This window comes from Shewanella sp. SR44-4, from assembly GCF_014163715.1.
Lineage (GTDB): Bacteria > Pseudomonadota > Gammaproteobacteria > Enterobacterales > Shewanellaceae > Shewanella.
Genome location: NZ_JACJDU010000017.1, coordinates 23,904 through 43,074, shown reverse-complemented (window position 1 = coordinate 43,074; position 19,171 = coordinate 23,904). Strand labels below are relative to the sequence as shown.

Here is a 19,171-nt window from a genome sequence, read left to right as displayed (position 1 = left end):
AGTTAATCCTTGACGCTAATACTTGTTCTTGTGGTGAATTGACTTGGGTTTACTATTTAGGTGCCAGCAAAAATACTAGTAATTTTTCTGGCAATAAAGAGGCTAATTTAAGTAACCAAGTAAATTTAGTTGGGAAATGGATTTCACGGCGTTGACGCTGCATACCATTATAAATAGCCTCAGCCGCTTGCTTAGCGGTGATTTGCATTGGCATAGCAAAGTCGTTTTTGGCGGTTAACGGGGTTTTAACAAAGCCCGGACAAATAACGCTCACCCCAATACCATGCTGAGCAAGGTCAACTCGTAAACTACGGCCTAAATAACCAATAGCCGCTTTTGATGAACCATAAGCTTCGGCACGCGGAAACGGTAAATAAGTGGCACTTGAACTCATTAACCCGAGTTGCGCACCACGGCTCAATAAAGGTAAAAAATGCTCAAGGCAGTAACCCATGGCAACCACATTAGTATTGATGACTCTGGCAAATAGCGCTGAGTCGAAATGCAATGCATCGTCAATGTATTCACAGCTGCCAGCATTAAGAATCACCTGCTGCAACTGCCAGTGATTATCGTGTAACAGCTGCTTAAGTTTGGCGGCGGCGGCTTGTACCTGAGAACTATCGGTAATATCAAATTCAAGCGGAGTGGCACCAGTTATGGCTTGTAAGGCTTGGGCATTTCGACCACAGGCTATAACGGCCACACCTTTAGCCAGATAATGCTCTGCTAAAGCTAAACCAATACCTGAACTTGCACCGGTTATCAAAACCGCTTTTGTATCCGCAGGAACCATTGCCATTACTTAGTCACCCTATTTTTGAGTAAGCCAATTAATCCACCTAAAAACGGCACTTGCTCGTACAGCATTTGGCCCAGATCAAAATAATCACGGTGAGAAAAAATCTTATCAGAGAATTTAAGTTGCGACATGCCTTCAACATTAATCAGCTGTCCCTTACTTAATTTAGGGTGTGAATAGCTCATAGTCCAATACAATGCTGCTTGTTGCTTATCAGCACTGATCACCACTTCTTTAATATCAAATTCAATGTGGGTGACATTTTGATACATGTTGGCAAAGTATTCGGTTAATGCTTCGATTCCCTCAACATGATGCATGGGATCTCGAAAGCAAATATCATCCCGATAAACTTGACGTAGTAAAAATAGATTATCTTTATTAAGCTGTTGATACATATTAATAAAGTCATCAACAATAACCGGATGACCATTAACGGACGCAGAGCGGTCAGCATTTAATGATTCGGATTGAGTATCAACTGTCGACTGTGCACCTTGCATTAACGGACTCCTATTACACGACCAAGAAAGAATACACGTAACCAGATATAACAATGCCTTATATGACAATAAGATAAAAGTATTTCATGGCCGTGCAGTAAATAAAAACTAACTTGGTATCCATACGAGATAGCGCAGGAAGTAGATCACCCTTTAAACGAATCACAAAGTAACACGCCTAAGCATGGCTTAGGCGTTAATAACGTTTATAAATTGAAACTGTTCTTTAGTAACCCTTTTTGGCTACCGGCTGCCAGTACTTATCAACTTCTTGTTTAATAAAAGCTTGTTTGGCTTTAATGGCATCAGCTTCAATAAATCCAATAGCGGCATGGGCTTTTTGTTTGGTACTGTAATCTGGATACTCAACTTCGGTAACAGACATTTGACTCAATATGCGGGCTAATGCTTCACGGGCATACGTAACCTGTTCAGTTGATTTATCCAGTAACTCAATCCCTTCTTTAGGATTATGAGCGTACATACCATGCGATGCGGTGGCAAAATCCCAGCGCCATTGTGAATGACGAATAGCCATAATCGCATCATTCATTTGCGGCCATGTGGCTCCGGCATCCCAAGCCGCTTTGGCTTCGTAATGTGCTTTAATCAGCAATGACTCTACATTTCGTGATTTAGCATCAATATTGGCTTTGGTTTTATCAAGCTTTTTGGTGATGGCCGCTTTACTGCTATGACAATTTGCACAACTACGATCAAAATTGTCTAATGCGCCACCCACCTTATGGTCAGTAAATGTAGCGCCTTTTTCATCGGTCGCAGGCGGCATATGACAAGTTATACACGTCACACCTTGCTTAGCATGAGCCGAACGGCTCCAATGCTCAAACTCTGGATGACGCGCTTTTAATATTGGGGTTTTAGAAATGGGGTGGATCCATTCGTAAAAGCGACGAGTGTCATAATATTTTTCAATTTCATCAGCAGTGCTGCCAAAAATCCATGGAATATTAACTTTGTTATTATTTTCAGGCTGGAAATAATAACTCACATGACATTGACCACAAACCTGAGCGCCTTGCATGCTGCGGTCTTGCTTATCAAAAGGCAGTTTAATTTTTTCCATCGCATTTTGCGCATGAGGGCGTGGTAATGCGAGTTTAGCACTGCCATCAACATGACAATCACTGCAATAAACAACGGATTTGATTTCACGGCCTAAATCGACAAAATTGGCACCTGAAAAACCTTGCATACCCATTTCTTTGATCAATCTAGGGGCATCAGGTGTTTTACAGGTCCAGCAACTGGCAGATAAACCTTTGTCGCCTTCAGCTATTGCAACACCAGTACGCAAGGTATGCGTCACGTCAGCAACAGCAAACTGATGCCCTCGAGGGCTATGGTATTCTTTGGCAAATGACGAACCCGCCCATAAAATGATATTGGCAGGATATTGCGCCAGTATATCGTCTCGTTCGACTTGTTCTTCTGTTGCTTGCCAAGAGTCATATTGTTGTGGAAACTTAAGTTGATTAGGATCCACTTCAGCACTTTGAAGCGACCAAGACGTTAGACTCAGCAATGCCATTGCGCTAATAATAATGCTTAACCCTACCTTGCTTCGCATTGGCCGAGTCGCTTTCATTATTACATCGATAAGTAGATCCATCATACTGCTAACCTTTCTCCAATCTCTTAATTTACAGCGCTACATTGTTCGATAAGTCTGTAGCACTACTTTTGAACTGTTTAGTATAGTTAACTGTTTAGTTAACTTGCGTCATCAATTTAGCTCACGTTATCCAGGACGACCATCAAGACGTGGACGCAGTAAAATCGGCGCGTAAAACCACACAAATAAACCAAAACCGATAAACCAACATGCTCCTGCGGCCCATAACCAAATTTGGGTGTATTCAGGCATCAACAAAGGCATTCCTGCACGTAAAACAGCTGCGAGAGGCAAACATAAAAATGCCCACGTCATATTAGGGCCTTGATAGATATTGCGACTAGTATGCCCAAGTGAAACGCGTGAAATCATTGATAAACATAATGATGCGATGCCGCCAATAGCAAATAAATGCAATAAGGTACGATAGGCATATTCGTTATCAATGTTGATTGCCATCAATAACAATGTGATTGGCAACGATAGATACGAAATATGCAATGACCACAGCATCGGCTCTTTTAGGGTTTTATGTGCTTGCCAACGAGCAAAACGGACTAAATGCAATATGCCTGCTACTGCAAGCAGTGCTTGTTCAATCCCCTTTGGAAACCAATGACTTATTGCTTGAATAAACAGTAAACCCATTGCTAATAATAATGTATTTTCTAACACATTAATGGGATCAGGCTTGGGTTGTTGAATTTTCATTGCGGTAAAAAATGGGATAACTCGACCGCCAACAATGGTAATAACCATGGCAAGCCACCAAATCATTCCTTGCCATAATTGGGTCGATAACGAAAAGTTACGTTCGGACAAGGCGTAATAACTGGCTAAATTAACCAACAATGCGACCACCAGCATGATAGGAAAACCTATATTGCGCCATTGTTTAACCGGATAAATACAGCGCCACAATGCCAACGCACTTAACCCTAAAAATAAGCTGTCAAATATTGCAGGTAGTATCAAAGGAATGTTCATTGGTAATAGCAACATTAAGCGGGCAATGAGCCAACAACCAAAGGTGACCATTAACGCGCGCCCCGTAATAGTGGGTTGATTGGTCCACGCTTGTACTGCTGTGAGTAAAAAACCGCACACAATAGCCATAGCGAAACCAAATAACATTTCGTGAGGGTGCCACCATAGAGGCACAACATTGGCCCAAAACTCACTGTTAAATAAGCTATATTGCGGAGTAAACCAGCCCATTAACCACAACGGGATGTATAACGCTGCGACACTTGCTCCACCTAAAAAAAACGGTCTAAAACCCAAACGCCATATTGCAGGAGTGTTATCAATTTCAGCAGGATCATCAATATTCAGCATAAGCAGTGCACTCACTTAGTGGATTAACATCAACAAGATTTAAACATGCATAATATATAAATCTTTAATATGGCCATTCTATGCTGTTAATTGAAGTGCTTCAATCAATACTCATCAATCCACTCACTAGCCAAGCTCATAGTGTGATCTAACGCAAAAAAAGCCGCTATTATCATAAGAGATAATAGCGGCTTAATTGTGTTGTTGCTGATTTCTCGAACTAAAATGGACTCAGTAACCTGAGTTCAAGATAACAAACGGCTCTCAAACAGCCCTTTGTCTTGCTAACTGCGTTAAATGTTGATCTAAACAATTAACCACGCTTTAGCGCACTTAGTACTTCTATCGCCCGCAAGCGTGCCATCTTGTGTTCGACAATAGGTTGTGGGTATCGGTCATCCTGGCGTTGTGCAAATAAGTCATTAACATTGATGGTTTTGGGTTGATGAATATCGGCCAAAGACCAAGTAGACAATTCGGGAACATAACGCTTTATGAAACTGGCATCAGGGTCGAACTTGCTACTTTGGGTCATTGGGTTAAATACGCGAAAATAAGGTTGCGCATCGCAGCCGGTTCCTGCTGACCATTGCCAACCACCATTATTGGCGGCTAAGTCACCATCAATTAGTTTTTGCCTAAAATATCGCTCGCCCCAACGCCAATCCACCAATAGGTGTTTAGTTAAAAAGCTGGCTACCACCATGCGTAATCGATTATGCATCCAACCGGTTTGATTTAATTGACGCATAGCAGCATCAATAATTGGATAGCCTGTTTGGCCATCACACCAGGCGGTAAACTCAGCAAGATTATTGCGCCACACAATGCCGTCGCCTAACTCATTAAAGTTATGGTTCATGGATAGGCGTGGAAATGCCACCAGTAAATGGCGATAAAACTCACGCCAAATCAATTCATTTAACCACGTTTTTGCGGGGCAAGTATCATCAACTAAGGCTTGAGGATAACGCGCTAATATGGCTGCGACACATTGACGTGAACTAATGACCCCAATAGCTAAAAAGGGTGATAAGCGGCTAGTACCTTCTAGGGCAGGAAAATCCCTTTCGGCTTGATAATCTTCTACTTGGCTTGCTAAAAATTGATCAAGTATTCGCTTTGCAGCGCCCTCTCCTGCAGGCCATTGCTCACTAGACATTTTATCGCAGTTAAATACCACTTCACTGGGAGTTGCCAGTACTGCAGCGATTGGCGCAGGCACCGCGACCGGAACAATCGCGCGCTGGCCGGCAATGCTTTTCCACTTTTTAGCAAAAGGGCTAAAGACTTTGTACATATCACCAGCCAAGTTTTTCACTTGCCCAGCTGCTAATACGCAATCTTGGTCGATTAACGTTAATGGTACACCGCTATCAATTAATGCGCGGTCTCGACGACGTTCATTTATTTCAGGCTCATTGGCAGCATACACAGCGGCAATATCATGTTGTGCGATATAAGCGGCTAACAGGGTTTGTACTTCATCAAAGTCTTGTGCGTGCAACACATCTAGATGAATACCTAACACCGCCAATGCCTGCGCTAACAAATTGACATGTCGCTGGATAAAATCAATTTGTATCGGCGCGACATCATGCTGCGCCCATTGTGCTGGTGTGACAAAATACACAGCTCGAACATGACTATGATTACTGGCAGCAAACTCACACGCAGCCACTAAAGCCGGATTATCTGCCACCCGTAAATCTTGCCTAAACCACATCAAACTATTCATAGAAGTCATTCACAATAGACCTAATAAGCATAACGAAGCTTAAGCGCTTCTGGATGTGGATTTAAATACACCTGCTCTTGAATATACGGGGTATGAAACTCACGTACATAATGGTTAATCAAGGTGATTGGCACCAGCAAAGGCAACAACCCTTGGCGATATTTTAAAATTGACTCACTCAACTCTTCTTTCTGTTCAGCGGTCAATTGCTTCTTAAAATAGCCTTGAATATGCTGCAAAGTACTGGTGTGATTTTTACGGGTGGCAATAATTTTAAGTGCCGTCATAAAGCCTTCAAAATATTGTTGCGCAGTTTGCTCAACATCTTGAATATCAGCCAATATAGGCCCTAAATCGCGATACCACTGCGGGCTGTGGGCCATTAATAGATACTTATAACGCGAATGGAACTGCATTAGCTTATGTTTAGTGATACCCGATTTAGTCATTTGCTTCCAATCGTTATAAGCAAATACACGGGTGAAAAAGTTTTCTCTTAGTGGCAAGTCATGTAAACGGCCTTCTTCTTCTACTGGCAGAAGTGGGTAGCGTTCCATTAATTTTTTTGCAAAAACACCGATGCCGGTTTTAGTGCCATGATTGGTACCAATTTTGTACTCGGTAACCCTTTCCATGCCACAGGTTGGTGATTTGGCACATAAAATATAACCGCCAAGGTAGTCAAGCTCTTCCACTTTTGCTTGGGAGTATTCATTAAGCTTGTCTGTCACATCGAGCGTTCCATCAGCACTGCGAATATGCACTACATCGCCATCTCGTATTTGACGGATACTTTTGCGTGGTGCGCCCATGCCAATCGCCATTTCAGGGCAAACAGTGGTGTATTCAAAAAATGGTTCTATTTCTTGTCTACAGTAATAAGAGTTTTTGTGTCCGCCATCAAAGCGGACTTGGTTACCCAACAAGCAACTGCTGATCCCAATTTGGATTTTTTCTGGCACAAATGTATCGATATTTGGCATATTATGCACTCCTGTGGCAACTGTAATATTCCCAAAGTGGGATAAAAAAAGATGTCATGCTAACTACATATACTATTAAGCAAAAATACGAATAAAACACCCATTAAGTTCATTATTTATAGGGTTATTTATCGTTTTTGCAATATGAGCCTACATATTAGTCAAATAACGCACACAAAAAAACAGAACCTAAGTTCTGCTTCATTATTCATCTTTTACTTGTCTTCCACCTGAACGGCCCAGATTAAGCTTCAACAGGATTAACTATTCGCTTTGTTGCCGACGCGTTCTAATCCCCACACCAAACCAATCCCCACCAGCAGACACACTATGGCAATGATAATTTGTGATGATTCGCCAGTGATTTGCTCAAACTGAAACGGAGATAAATTTTGCTCAACCAAAGGCACTAATTCACCCTTAGAATTCTCGCGCCAACTGATCACTTGTTTCCATGGCCAAATTTTACCTAGCGTCCCGAGCATTAATCCCGTTAAAAATAATAACGTCGTGTCATGGAATTTACGTAACAAGGCCGATAACACATGACTAAAACTTAATAATCCAACCACAGCACCAATCGCAAAACAGGCTAAATAAACAATATCAAAGCCTTTAGCTGCCGCTAATACCGCTGGATACATCCCTAAAAGCAACAAAATAAAGCTGCCTGAAATCCCAGGTAATATCATGGCGCAAATAGCAATAGCACCACAAAAGAAGAAATTAAGGTAACTCACCTGCATTTCAATAGGATGTAACACTGTAATAGCCCACGCAAAGGCGACACCGACAATGAACATGGCAATCCGCATAGCAGTGAATTTGTTCACTTGCTTAAGCATATGAACCACTGAAAATAAAATTAATCCAAAAAAGAACGACCACACAGGAATGGGGTGAGTGACCAATAGCCAAGAAATCAATTTAGCTAAGGTAAAAATACTGGTGAGGATCCCACCAAATACACACACGAGAAAAGGACCGTTAATGTGTAAAAAGGCGGCTTTAATGCCTTTTTGTTTGATAATGCCCACTAACGACCAGTTTATTTTGCGAATGCCATCCAATAATGGGTCTAAAATACCGGTAATAAACGCAATAGTGCCACCCGACACGCCCGGCACAACATCTGCAGCGCCCATGGCCATACCTTTGAAATAATTCAATAACAGTGAGTCAGTTTTCAAAATTCATCCTTAATGTGTCTAATCACGTAAATTATACCTGTGCCCTTTGCAATGAGCGATGGAAAATATTCAACGGGGCTTTTCCGCAGGTTACAACAATGTTAATCTCATCCGACCAGATAACGATTAGAGTTCATTTATGATCCCAACTAAACCCAATAAAGTCATGTCGCTGTATAAGAAAGTCACTGCTTATCCATTTGGTAAACAGATTTTTTCTAAAATGGTGTCTCGAATGGCGCCCTATTTTGGCACAGTACACCCTTTCATAAGTGATTTACGCGTTAACCGCTGCGAATGTTTAATCAAAAAGCGCAAGAAAGTCCAAAATCATATTGGAACCGTGCATGTGATTGCCATTTGTAATGGTCTTGAAATGGCCATGGGTACGATGGCAGAAGCATCTATCCCGGCTCATTTACGCTGGATCCCTAAAGGCATGAGCGTTGATTACACCGCAAAAGCGGGCAGCGACATTTTATGTGTTGCAGAGGTAAAACCAGAGCAATGGCAAGTGGGTGATATGTTAGTCGACGTAAAAGCCTATGACACTAATGGTGTTGTGGTGGTCCAAGGGCATATTAAGCTATGGATTTCAGAGAAACCTCAAAAATAACCAAGTAATTTAATCACCTTTATTCACTTTTGCTAGGGAAGCATAATGTTAAAAAATGGTCTGGCGCAAGCTAACACAAATCATCTCGGTAAAATCATTCCTGTCGCAGTTTTACTGCTAATGCTGATCAGTTTATATGGTAGCTGGTATACCATTGATCAGGGTGAACGTGGGGTATTGCTGCGTAACGGTAAAATTATCGATACTGCAGAACCCGGTCTTGGATTTAAAATTCCACTGATGGATACCGTGGTTAAAATATCAACCCAAACTCATACCGCAAACTACCAAGGTTTACAGGCATATAGCCGCGATCAACAACCTGCCACTTTACGCGCATCAGTCACATTTAGCATACCGCCAGATCGTGTTGAAGAAGTATATGCTAATTTCAAAAGTATCGACTTAATGGTGTCGCGCTTACTCGACCGCCAAGTGCCAACCCAAATTGAGAATATTTTTGGTAAATACACTGCTATTTCTGCCGTCCAAGAACGTATCAAGTTTGGTATTGATGTCACTGACGCCATTACTAAATCAATTAAAGGCCCGGTGACCATTAATTCGGTACAGATTGAAAATATCGACTTTAGCAACGCATACGAGAAATCAGTAGAAGACAGAATGCGTGCAGAAGTAGAAGTACAAACCCAATTACAGAATCTTGAAAAAGAGCGTGTTAGTGCCCAAATTGCCGTCACTCAAGCACAAGCGGAAGCAGATTCACAATTGGCCCGCGCAATTGCCGAAGCAGAAAGTATCCGTATTAAAGGTAACGCAGAAGCATCAGCCATTAAAATTCGTGCTGAAGCGCTAGCGCAAAATCAAAATTTAGTTGAATTGACTAAAGCAGAACGTTGGGATGGGCGCTTACCAACAACCATGCTACCTACTGGTACTATCCCGTTTCTTGAAGTGCAAACAACCAAATAAACCAAACTGCATACTTCACAAACCAAGCGTTCGGTATTAATACTGAACGCTTGTTTTTTTATCATCATCTTGCCTCACCTAAACGTATTATCTAGTTGCATTACCGCTTTTGGCTGGTAGTCTCTAACAGCGCCTCCTTAATGAATAAAGAGGGTTTATAAACAGCTAAAAGTAAAAGGAATTAAGCGATTAACACTGCAACCTACATGGATGAGCATAGCGCTCCGGTCCAACAAGCTCGTTTGGCTAATCTTGACGCTATCAGAGGGCTTGGCGTATTAGGTATTTTCTTCCTTAATATCTATTTTATGGGCAATAGTTTTTTCGGTTACGCTCCTCATGAGGTTCAACCCACCAGCGACATTATCCTACTCATTTTTAGCAATTTCTTTTTAGAAGGTCGTTTCTTTAGCCTATTTGCGATGATTTTTGGGGTGGGAATGCTAATCCAATACCAACACCAGCAAATGAGAATGGAGACAGCCACCACTACTCAGCAGAATAAACGCATAAAAAGCCGTCTGTATTGGTTAATTGCCTTTGGCGTAATACACGCTATTTTCATCTTTCCTGGCGATATATTATTGTCTTATGGTGTCAGTGGATTATTAGCTTTTCGCTACATTAGCCTCAATGCCGATGAACTAATCCGTAAAGCTAAATGGTTTATCTTTTTATCATTTATACCCATCGCACTTATTTCGCTCATGCCAGACGATCAAGTTTATTCACGAGATTCAGCTTTCTTCATCGAGCAACTTGCTGCTTGGACCGGTAGCTACCAACAACAACTGACCCTGCACCTAACCATGTTTGCGTACATGCTGGCGGTTATTCCATTAACGTTAATGTGGTATATCACCGGCTTAATGCTTTTAGGGATGGCGTTATATAAACGCAATATCTTTGTTGATGGATTGGATAATAAAACCCTGTGGCAATGTGTATTTTGGGCCATCACATTAGCATCATTAGACTCGATATTAAGTCTAAGTGGCAATCAGATGTTGGAGTCGATGTCTGATCTTTTATTGTGGTTCAGCGCTATTGCGACAGCTTTGATTTATATCCACATTATTGTTAAATTCTGCCAAAATACGCCACATAGACTGAAACTACTGCAAAACGTCGGGCGGATGGCGTTTAGTTTGTACATTCTCCAGTCAATAGTCGGTATTTTACTGTTACGTTATATCGCACCAGACTGGCTGTACTCACTAGACAGGATAGGTTACGTCTCAATTGCGATTATCTACAGTGTATTTCAACTGTTGTTAGCGGATGTCTATTTACGAAAATTCAATCAAGGCCCATTAGAAAAGCTTTGGCGTGTGTTAGTCTCCCGCACAAGCTAATGAAACATATACACTTAAAAGAAGAATCTATGCAACTACCATTGTGTGCAATGCTGATTGGTCTCATCAGTATGACGAAATCAATATGATAAAATTAATCTCACAGAGCAGACACTAAAATGAATAAGTTTGCTTGGTTGATGTTGCTGCTCATTGGCGCTATTTTTGCCACTATTCAGCCCTGGTTAGCTGGGGTATATGGCCTAATTAATCTGGTCACTTTTAGTTTGTATTATCGTGATAAATCGGCCGCTAAACAGGGGCAATGGCGCATAAAAGAAAGCACCTTACAATTTTTTTCTTTAATTGGCGGCTGGCCAGCAGCGCTACTCGGTCAGTATCACTTACGTCATAAAACCCAAAAATCGTCTTTTAAACGGATATTGTGGTGTTGCATCGTACTCAACTCAGTTGGGGTCAGCTTATTGTGTTATCAGCTGTGGTATCCGTTATTAGATGCATACCGTTAAGCTGTTGGTTCAATTGTCGCTTCAATCGTGTTGATGAGTATTAGCTCAGCAATTTTTACGCTAAACTAGTCGCACTATCTACCCAACAATTCGAGATCAATTATGCGTATGATTTTGGCCGTACTGGTCATTGCGGGCGTTATTTTTTATTTTTTCACTCAATCTAACAATTCTAAAGCCGCCAAAGAAAATATTGAGAAAGGTAAGATTTTTTTAGCTGATAATGCCAAACGCGAAGGCGTAATCCAAACCTTATCTGGCTTACAATATGAAGTACTCGTTAAAAGCGATAATACTGAACACCCTAGCGCAAAAAGCAAGGTTACCGTGCATTACCACGGCACACTCATTGACGGTAGCGTATTCGACAGCTCTGTTGATCGCGGCGAAACAATCAGCTTTGGTTTAAATCAAGTGATAGCCGGTTGGACCGAGGGTGTACAACTCATGAATATTGGCGATAAATTCCGTTTTTATATTCCAAGCCAATTGGCTTATGGCAATCGCTCAACCGGTAAAATCGCCGGCGGCTCAGTACTGATTTTTGATGTTGAGTTATTTGAAATTAACTAATCAGCAATGAAGATCAGTTTAAGCAGAAAATGAAAAAGCCTCCATGTCGGAGGCTTTTTGCTATTGATTATCGGCTCTTGGTTATTTAAATTGAGCCTTTACTCCATAAGCATTTGATTATCATGCTAAATAAAACGGATCATCAATCGACTTCGCTGGCGCTGTAAACCATTTAGGCCCTTGCGCTGTCATGTAAAAATGGTCTTCGTGACGGATCCCAAACTCCCCAGGTACACATAACATTGGCTCGTTGCTAAAACACATACCAACCGCCAGTGGCGTAACATCATTACGCACCAAATATGGCCATTCATGAATATCTAAACCGATACCATGACCAGTACGATGAGGTAAACCTGGCACGTTGTAATCTGGACCAAAGCCTGCGGCTTCTAACACGACACGAGCAGCTGCATCCACTTCACTACACAAGGTTCCTAAGGTAGCAGCATCAAACGCAGCAATTTGTGCATCCTGTTCAAGTTGCCATAATTGACGCTGACGAGCATTAGGCTCACCAAATACGTAAGTGCGAGTAATATCAGAGTTATAGCCTTGTAACTGGCAACCGGTATCAATCAATACCGTGTCATTTTTCTCAAGCGCTTTAGGTGATTTAACTCCATGCGGATACGCAGTATCTTCACCAAATAGCACGATACAAAAATACGAACCTTTGGCTGCGCCCACGGCATAGTGAGCTTGGTTAATAAAGTCTTCCACTTCTGCAGTGGTGATGCCCTCACGTAAAATACTGGCAGTGGCTTTATGCACTTCAAGGGTCATGTCTTTAGCGCGTTGCATTAAGGCAATTTCGGCAACCGACTTAATCATCCGACATCCTGCCGTTACTGTTGTCGCACTTACAAATCGATGCTGAGGAGCTGCTTGGGCAATGCCATCGCTAATAAAAAAGGCGGTTGACTCATCAATACCGATTTTTGCTTGGCTCAAGCCGATGTTATCCAGCACATCGGCAAATAACTGATATGGGCTTTCATCTTCATGCCACGTATTTACTTGACCTTTAATGGTCATATAACCCTGTAACGTGTCGAGCTCAAATGCAGGTGCAATATACTGAACCTCACCCACAGCGGGGATAATAGCACCCACCATACGTTCGCTAGAAAACCAACGAGTACCGGTGAAATAGTATAAATTAGTACCAGCATTCACATAGATTGCTTCTAAACCATGTTGCGCCATCAATCGTTGTGCATGTTGAATTCGTTGATTAAATTCATCATCACTTATCGCTGCTACACCGTGAGTCATATTAGTGAGTGTGGCTAATGCTTGTTGCGGGCTAACGCCGCCGACACCGATTGTCATAGGTTTTCCTTTGGTTATTTTTATTGTTATTTATCTAGAGTCTGTGGAAATCAAATCGTCTTACCTTGTTCAAATATACAAGATAATCAATACCGACAAGGATACCGTCTGTATCGCTTTGTTACCATTGTATACAATATAAGTTTACAATTTTAATCAGTCTGTTCCACATTATGTCAGCGACTTCACTTGCCAGTTTGCCGTCACGCTTGCGATAATCGCAGTTCATTCTACAGAGCTGAGTTCATCAGTCGCCTCCAACGGAGAAACCATGTTCAATATTATTGCTACGCGTCTTAACGCCATTCGCCAACAGCTTGAAGTAAACCAAATAGATGCATTCATCATTCCTCGCGCTGACGAATATTTAGGTGAGTATGTCCCTGCTCGTAATGAGCGTTTACATTGGGCCACTGGCTTTACGGGGTCTGCTGGCATGGCTATCGTGTTAAAAGACCGCGCAGCAATATTTACCGACGGCCGTTACACAGTGCAAGTACGCCAACAAGTAGACGGTAACTTATTTGAATATTTAAGCCTGTATGACGACCCGCAGATTGACTGGTTAATTGATACATTACCTGCAGGCTCGAGCGTCGGCATCGACAGTCGCTTACATACCCTTGCTTGGTTTCAACAAACCAAAGCGCAATTTGATAAAGCCCAAATCAATTTAGTTGAAGTTGATAACAACCCGATTGATGTAAGTTGGTTGGACCGCCCAGCACCGTCAGCATCCACCATGACTTTATTTAGCCACCAAGGTGCAGGACGTAATAGCGTCGAGAAACGTCAACAAATTGGTCAGCTGGTTAACAAGCAAGGCGCCGATGTTGCCCTTATTGCCGCATTAGATTCATGTTGTTGGTTGCTGAATATCCGTGGTAATGACGTTCCACGCTTCCCCGTCATACTTGGCTGCGGATTATTATCGACCAATGGCGATATGACCTTTTTTACCGATTTAACTAAAGTGCCGCAAAATATTGAACAGCATGTAGGTGCTGGCGTGAGCTTTAAAGATGAAGCAGAACTGGCAACCGTATTAGCGCAAATGAAAGGCGTTAAGCTATTGGCCGACCCTCATTCTGCCAACGCCTATTCGCAGTTACTGGCACAAAAAGGTGGCGCTAAACTCATTGTGGGTACCGACCCGGTTGCATTACCTAAAGCACAAAAAAATAACGCCGAATTAGCTGGTATGCGAGCGTGTCATATTCGTGATGGCGCTGCCGTTAGCCGTTTTTTAGCCTGGTTAGACAGCCAAGTTGAACAAAACATTATGCACGATGAAGCACAACTGGCTGACAAATTAGAAAGCTTTAGAATACAAGATTCGCTATATCGCGAGCCAAGCTTTGACACTATTTCAGCCACTGGTGCCAATGCCGCTATGTGCCATTACAACCATAATAATGGCACCCCAAGCACAATGACCATGGACAGCATTTACTTGGTCGATTCTGGTGCGCAATACTTAGACGGCACCACCGACGTTACCCGCACCATTGCCATTGGCAAAGTGACCGATGAACAGAAGAAAATGGTCACCCTGGTATTAAAAGGCCACATAGCCCTTGATACAGCCCGCTTCCCTAAAGGCACCTCTGGTGTGCAACTCGATGCATTTGCTCGTCAGTATTTATGGCAGCATGGTTTTGATTATGACCACGGAACGGGCCATGGTGTCGGTCACTTTCTAAGTGTTCACGAAGGCCCGCAGCGCATTGGTAAAAACGTCAATGGCGTGGCATTACTACCAGGAATGGTATTGTCGAATGAGCCTGGTTATTACCGCGCCGATGGTTTTGGTATTCGCATCGAAAACCTAGTCACAGTGCAACATTGCCAAGCATTGGCAGGTGCAGAGCGTGAAATGTATGAGTTTGATGTATTAACCCATATTCCAATGGATGCACGCTTAATCGATAAGTCATTGTTAACTGATTTTGAAGTGAACTGGTTTAATCAATATCAGCAAAAAGTTCGTCAAACCTTAGCGCCATTAATGCAAGGTGACGAGTTAGCATGGCTCAATAAAGTGACTGTCGCGATTTAAGCGCCATCCAGTTCAACATAACGCGTAAGCACTGAATATAGGGCTTTGGAGCAATAACATGTCCAAAGCCCTTTGAATTAAAGCACCATCAAGTGCAAACTAAAGCGCCAGTGAATCTACCGACTCACAGCAAACATTATAATTCCTAAAAAATGGTATTAATTGCCATGCCAAGACGGTAATCAGTTATTAGTGTTGAATACTCAAAGGCAGTGATTACAACAGCGAGTGACTTTTATGGTGAGATATACGAGCAATCTGTTTTTTGGGTACGTTTTTTACCCACATAGCAAAAAAATGTTAGCCGCTTCCTATTTCCCCATTGTCGATTGTTGTAAACTCCGCGCCAACAAAGGCTGTGTTGGTAAGAGTAAATTTTACCAGACATGTGTATAACAAATTTGTTTACCACAATACTCGCAGGTCACTAACGCTATATGCGCCAAGTGGATCTCTCACCTAAGTCGTTCTCGTTTGGGGCTCTACCTGCCATAGCCGTGTCGCCAATGAATAACCATTGGTTAACTGATAATTTAAGAGATCAAAAGGTATCATCACTATGAAGTCTGAACAGACTCTCTCTAATTCTGCTGCTGTTTCTGATTCGTTTTTGGATCGCTATTTCAATATTTCTGCCCGTGGAAGTACCTTAAAACGTGAAGTCATTGCTGGCTTAACGACGTTTTTGGCTATGGTTTATTCGGTGATTGTGGTGCCAAACATGTTGGGCACTGCGGGGTTTGATCCTGCGGCGGTATTTATCGCTACCTGTTTAATTGCCGCGTTTGGTTCGTTGCTCATGGGATTATGGGCTAATTTGCCGATGGCCATCGGTTGCGCAATTTCACTCACTGCATTTACTGCATTTAGCATGGTGCTAGGCCAGGGAATATCGATTCCTGTCACCCTTGGCGCTATTTTCCTAATGGGTATCGTATTTACACTTGTAAGTGTCACCGGTATTCGTCAATGGGTACTCACTAACTTGCCAACCGGTATCGCTCACGGTACAGGTATTGGTATTGGTTTGTTTTTACTGCTTATCGCGACCAATAGCGTGAAATTGATTGTATCAAACGATGCCGGTTTACCCGTAAAGCTTGGTGATATTAATAGTTTACCGGTTATAGCAACAATAATTGGTCTTGCTATGACAATTGGGCTTGAGCGCCGAGGCACGCCGGGTGGCATATTGCTGGTCATCGTCGGGCTATCGATCTTTGGGTTAATATTTGATCCTAGCGTAACTTATCAAGGCCTATTTGCTTTGCCTGATTTGATGTCTGAAACGTCGCTTATTGGCCAGCTCGATATTATGGGCGCACTGAATCCAGTGGTACTGCCTATTGTGTTGGCATTAGTGATGACCGCTATCTTCGATGCAACAGGCACAATTAGAGCGGTTGCAGGACAAGCGGAACTTCTCGATGATAAAGACAATATTGTTGGTGGTGGAAAAGCACTGACATCAGACTCTGTCAGCAGTATTTTTGCTGGCGTAGTCGGCGGCGCTCCAGCCGCTGTTTATATTGAGTCCGCAGCGGGAACTGCAGCAGGTGGCAAAACCGGCCTGACCGCGACCATCGTCGGCTTACTATTTTTGATAATGATGTTTTTAGCGCCGTTAAGCTTTTTAGTACCTGCTTATGCGACAGCTCCAGCGCTAATGTATGTTGGATTACTGATGCTAAGTAACGTCACCAAGCTTAATTTTGACGATAAAGTGGATGCAATGGCAGGCTTAACCTGCGCGGTATTTATTATTTTAAGCTGTAATATCGTTACTGGGATTATGCTTGGGTTTGTTACCTTGGTTATTGGCCGCATATGCAGTGGCGAGTGGCGTAAACTGCGACTTGGGGTTATCTTAATCACTCTCGGTTTAGTCGCCTTTTACATGGATGGCTGGGCGATTTAACCCAATTGTAAATTCAATATTAAGGCCAGCCGTCGAGGCTGGCCTTTTTGTTATTGACGGAAATATTATCGAATATCAAACCAGCCTTTAGCTCCTGCAATAACGGCATATATAGAACCAAACAAAACCTCAAAAAGGCAATAGGTCACTTTAGCCCGTTGGCGTTAGTCAGTTATGGTTTGAAAAGTCTCTTTGAAGTGGTCAATATGCATGGTGAGCTCCCGGAAAAAGGGAGTATAAGATCATAGCTAAATGTTAACGTCAGATCGTCCATTAAATTGATTGAAAAACATTCACGATCTCGCCCTGGTTTCTTCATAGTTGAATTTCAGCATACATTCCCGTATTTGAGACAGAGAATATTAGAAAATAATGGTGTTACTTAAGCGTATGACATTGAACCTATTAGAACAACATATTCCCAAATTGAGTAAGCAGAAAAAATGATATTAAATGGTAAATTTAGAGCTTAAGTATTCACTAGTCCTGAATATAATGAATTGTAGTTCATCCCCCTCTAAATACACCCTAATGGATAATTTATTTAAATACATTCATCTGATATTCTGCTGGAATTATATAATAAAAATAATATATTAAAAATTTTGCTATATGCTAAATAATTTCACGCCAGAATAAATACTTATTTTTAGACGACTCATTGTTAAAGGAATGTTTATGAAAAAAATGCCCAATTGGGATATCTTGAAAAAAAACTACCCAGCATTTCCAGCCCCTGCTGTTTTTAAGCAGATTGGAGGTAAAGTTGAACTGAATTTTGATATTGGTGTGTTTGGAAATGCATGTGCAACGAGAGTATCTAAAGCTCTTAACGGTTCAGGAGGCTTACATAAAATCCCTTTTTACAAAGCCGTTGGTCCCAACGGAAAACTTGAGGGACAAGTGTCCTCTGGCAGAAATAAAGACTGGTACATTTTTAGAGTAAAAATATTAAAAAAATATTTAACTGAAAACTATGGTGCACCAGAATCCTTCACACCAGAGGAATATGAAAATAATATTAAAAACCGCAAGGGTATAATTATTTATGAAGTAAATGGATGGTCTGATGCGACCGGACATGCAGATCTTTGGGATGGATCAAACTGCGTTTACCAAGGTTATGGCGATGTATCACACAAAATTCATTTTTGGGAAGCATCTAATGATTAAATATAAATTAGCATCACTCTTTATTTGTAGTGCATTAATTTTGTTTGGGTGTTCTGAAGTAAAAAAAAATAAATATCATTCTGATGACTTACTCGATTTCGCTGAGTCTAATTGTATGTTTTGGTATTTTAAATCAAAAGACTATGATTTATCTGACATCAAAAAAATAACTTCTGGCATTGTAGAATTAAGTCATTATTCGGCTGAAAAATTCGAACAAACAGCAATATTAGTCAAAGAATACGCCCCTGACGTATCAAGTAAAGAAAATACAGATATTGAGCTTTTGAAGTGTTTTATCCTTAAAAAAGATCAACAATTCCTAAATAAGCTTAATGGTATAAGAAAATTATAGTGTTAAAATAAACACCTGCGATGGCACTCTTAATCTGAGTGACATCGTGGTTTAAATTCACTAGAATAACGTTCAATAACCTTCAATAACGTTTTCTGCACCACCACAGCTCTCCCAGCGATGCTTTTAGGTATGTAGGGGCAGAGTAAAATTTATTTGATTACCATAGATGTCCTAATCCAGAGAAGCACCTT

Annotated in this window: 17 protein-coding genes and 1 pseudogene; 9 read left to right on the top strand and 9 right to left on the bottom strand. The window is 41.6% G+C overall.

Annotated elements, in window-relative coordinates; translation table 11 throughout:
• Positions 1-52: 52 nt before the first annotated feature.
• The 7 genes from H5125_RS10220 to H5125_RS10190 form a co-directional block, all read right to left on the bottom strand.
• Positions 53-802 carry an SDR family NAD(P)-dependent oxidoreductase gene (locus H5125_RS10220; RefSeq protein WP_182744187.1) on the bottom strand — a complete coding sequence of 250 codons (750 nt, stop codon included), beginning with the start codon at positions 800-802 and terminating at the stop codon, positions 53-55.
• Positions 802-1,200: a nuclear transport factor 2 family protein gene (locus H5125_RS10215; RefSeq protein WP_182744207.1), complete on the bottom strand. Its 399-nt coding sequence runs from the start codon at positions 1,198-1,200 to the stop codon at positions 802-804. The genes H5125_RS10220 and H5125_RS10215 overlap by 1 nt, the downstream gene beginning before the upstream one ends.
• Before the next feature lie 331 nt (positions 1,201-1,531).
• Positions 1,532-2,938, bottom strand: a complete 1,407-nt coding sequence (locus H5125_RS10210; protein WP_409085816.1) for an ammonia-forming cytochrome c nitrite reductase subunit c552 — start codon at positions 2,936-2,938, stop codon at positions 1,532-1,534.
• A 129-nt stretch (positions 2,939-3,067) separates the two neighbouring features.
• Positions 3,068-4,279 (bottom strand): NnrS family protein, encoded by a 1,212-nt coding sequence (locus H5125_RS10205; RefSeq protein ID WP_182744186.1) that lies wholly within the window; start codon positions 4,277-4,279, stop codon positions 3,068-3,070.
• 313 nt (positions 4,280-4,592) lie between these two features.
• Positions 4,593-6,026, bottom strand: a complete 1,434-nt coding sequence (gene phrB / locus H5125_RS10200; protein ID WP_182744185.1) for a deoxyribodipyrimidine photo-lyase — start codon at positions 6,024-6,026, stop codon at positions 4,593-4,595.
• An 11-nt stretch (positions 6,027-6,037) separates the two neighbouring features.
• The gene (locus H5125_RS10195) at positions 6,038-7,000 is read right to left on the bottom strand and encodes a DUF523 and DUF1722 domain-containing protein (RefSeq protein WP_220487321.1); all 963 of its coding nucleotides are present in this window, start codon (positions 6,998-7,000) and stop codon (positions 6,038-6,040) included.
• A gap of 260 nt (positions 7,001-7,260) precedes the next feature.
• Entirely contained in the window at positions 7,261-8,151 is an 891-nt protein-coding gene (locus H5125_RS10190) for a DUF368 domain-containing protein (RefSeq protein WP_101088862.1), read from the bottom strand.
• Between the two features lie 178 nt (positions 8,152-8,329).
• Between H5125_RS10190 and H5125_RS10185 the strand changes: the two genes are divergently transcribed.
• The 5 genes from H5125_RS10185 (at position 8,330) to H5125_RS10165 (ending at position 12,137) form a co-directional block, all read left to right on the top strand.
• The gene (locus H5125_RS10185; protein ID WP_182744184.1) at positions 8,330-8,806 is read left to right on the top strand and encodes a hotdog fold domain-containing protein; all 477 of its coding nucleotides are present in this window, start codon (positions 8,330-8,332) and stop codon (positions 8,804-8,806) included.
• Between the two features lie 45 nt (positions 8,807-8,851).
• On the top strand, positions 8,852-9,739 hold the full coding sequence (locus H5125_RS10180) for a prohibitin family protein (RefSeq protein ID WP_101088779.1): 888 nt from the start codon (positions 8,852-8,854) through the stop codon (positions 9,737-9,739).
• Positions 9,740-9,945: 206 nt separating this feature from the next.
• Positions 9,946-11,094 carry a DUF418 domain-containing protein gene (locus tag H5125_RS10175; RefSeq protein ID WP_182744183.1) on the top strand — a complete coding sequence of 383 codons (1,149 nt, stop codon included), beginning with the start codon at positions 9,946-9,948 and terminating at the stop codon, positions 11,092-11,094.
• A 119-nt stretch (positions 11,095-11,213) separates the two neighbouring features.
• The gene (locus tag H5125_RS10170) at positions 11,214-11,564 is read left to right on the top strand and encodes a DUF1294 domain-containing protein (RefSeq protein ID WP_182744182.1); all 351 of its coding nucleotides are present in this window, start codon (positions 11,214-11,216) and stop codon (positions 11,562-11,564) included.
• A gap of 102 nt (positions 11,565-11,666) precedes the next feature.
• The gene (locus tag H5125_RS10165; protein WP_182744181.1) at positions 11,667-12,137 is read left to right on the top strand and encodes an FKBP-type peptidyl-prolyl cis-trans isomerase; all 471 of its coding nucleotides are present in this window, start codon (positions 11,667-11,669) and stop codon (positions 12,135-12,137) included.
• Positions 12,138-12,257: 120 nt separating this feature from the next.
• Here H5125_RS10165 and H5125_RS10160 read toward each other — a convergent pair whose 3' ends face one another.
• The gene (locus H5125_RS10160) at positions 12,258-13,472 is read right to left on the bottom strand and encodes a Xaa-Pro peptidase family protein (RefSeq protein WP_101088774.1); all 1,215 of its coding nucleotides are present in this window, start codon (positions 13,470-13,472) and stop codon (positions 12,258-12,260) included.
• Between the two features lie 271 nt (positions 13,473-13,743).
• On the opposite strand from H5125_RS10160, the gene H5125_RS10155 reads away from it, so the two are divergent.
• Both H5125_RS10155 and H5125_RS10150 read left to right on the top strand, forming a co-directional pair.
• Positions 13,744-15,531 carry an aminopeptidase P family protein gene (locus H5125_RS10155; protein WP_182744180.1) on the top strand — a complete coding sequence of 596 codons (1,788 nt, stop codon included), beginning with the start codon at positions 13,744-13,746 and terminating at the stop codon, positions 15,529-15,531.
• A gap of 559 nt (positions 15,532-16,090) precedes the next feature.
• Positions 16,091-17,449, top strand: coding sequence for an NCS2 family permease (locus H5125_RS10150; protein WP_182744179.1), 1,359 nt, complete (start codon positions 16,091-16,093; stop codon positions 17,447-17,449).
• Positions 17,450-17,517: 68 nt separating this feature from the next.
• On the opposite strand, the pseudogene H5125_RS22065 reads toward H5125_RS10150, so the two are convergent.
• A pseudogene (locus H5125_RS22065) lies at positions 17,518-17,661 on the bottom strand (transposase family protein); the annotation flags it as partial.
• 466 nt (positions 17,662-18,127) lie between these two features.
• On the opposite strand from H5125_RS22065, the gene H5125_RS10145 reads away from it, so the two are divergent.
• Together H5125_RS10145 and H5125_RS10140 are read left to right on the top strand one after the other, a co-directional pair.
• Positions 18,128-18,622 carry a type VI secretion system amidase effector protein Tae4 gene (locus H5125_RS10145; protein WP_182744178.1) on the top strand — a complete coding sequence of 165 codons (495 nt, stop codon included), beginning with the start codon at positions 18,128-18,130 and terminating at the stop codon, positions 18,620-18,622.
• Complete coding sequence (locus H5125_RS10140) at positions 18,615-18,977, top strand: hypothetical protein (RefSeq protein WP_182744177.1); 363 nt, start codon at positions 18,615-18,617, stop codon at positions 18,975-18,977. The genes H5125_RS10145 and H5125_RS10140 overlap by 8 nt, the downstream gene beginning before the upstream one ends.
• Positions 18,978-19,171: the final 194 nt, after the last annotated feature.

Coding starts and splice junctions, on each gene's coding strand:
- H5125_RS10220 (WP_182744187.1), bottom strand. CDS start 802: ATGGCAATGGTTCCTGCGGATACAAAAGCGGTTTTGATAACCGGTGCA.
- H5125_RS10215 (WP_182744207.1), bottom strand. CDS start 1,200: ATGTATCAACAGCTTAATAAAGATAATCTATTTTTACTACGTCAAGTT.
- H5125_RS10210 (WP_409085816.1), bottom strand. CDS start 2,938: ATGGATCTACTTATCGATGTAATAATGAAAGCGACTCGGCCAATGCGA.
- H5125_RS10205 (WP_182744186.1), bottom strand. CDS start 4,279: ATGCTGAATATTGATGATCCTGCTGAAATTGATAACACTCCTGCAATA.
- phrB (WP_182744185.1), bottom strand. CDS start 6,026: ATGACTTCTATGAATAGTTTGATGTGGTTTAGGCAAGATTTACGGGTG.
- H5125_RS10195 (WP_220487321.1), bottom strand. CDS start 7,000: ATGCCAAATATCGATACATTTGTGCCAGAAAAAATCCAAATTGGGATC.
- H5125_RS10190 (WP_101088862.1), bottom strand. CDS start 8,151: ATGGCCATGGGCGCTGCAGATGTTGTGCCGGGCGTGTCGGGTGGCACT.
- H5125_RS10185 (WP_182744184.1), top strand. CDS start 8,330: ATGATCCCAACTAAACCCAATAAAGTCATGTCGCTGTATAAGAAAGTC.
- H5125_RS10180 (WP_101088779.1), top strand. CDS start 8,852: ATGTTAAAAAATGGTCTGGCGCAAGCTAACACAAATCATCTCGGTAAA.
- H5125_RS10175 (WP_182744183.1), top strand. CDS start 9,946: ATGGATGAGCATAGCGCTCCGGTCCAACAAGCTCGTTTGGCTAATCTT.
- H5125_RS10170 (WP_182744182.1), top strand. CDS start 11,214: ATGAATAAGTTTGCTTGGTTGATGTTGCTGCTCATTGGCGCTATTTTT.
- H5125_RS10165 (WP_182744181.1), top strand. CDS start 11,667: ATGCGTATGATTTTGGCCGTACTGGTCATTGCGGGCGTTATTTTTTAT.
- H5125_RS10160 (WP_101088774.1), bottom strand. CDS start 13,472: ATGACAATCGGTGTCGGCGGCGTTAGCCCGCAACAAGCATTAGCCACA.
- H5125_RS10155 (WP_182744180.1), top strand. CDS start 13,744: ATGTTCAATATTATTGCTACGCGTCTTAACGCCATTCGCCAACAGCTT.
- H5125_RS10150 (WP_182744179.1), top strand. CDS start 16,091: ATGAAGTCTGAACAGACTCTCTCTAATTCTGCTGCTGTTTCTGATTCG.
- H5125_RS10145 (WP_182744178.1), top strand. CDS start 18,128: ATGAAAAAAATGCCCAATTGGGATATCTTGAAAAAAAACTACCCAGCA.
- H5125_RS10140 (WP_182744177.1), top strand. CDS start 18,615: ATGATTAAATATAAATTAGCATCACTCTTTATTTGTAGTGCATTAATT.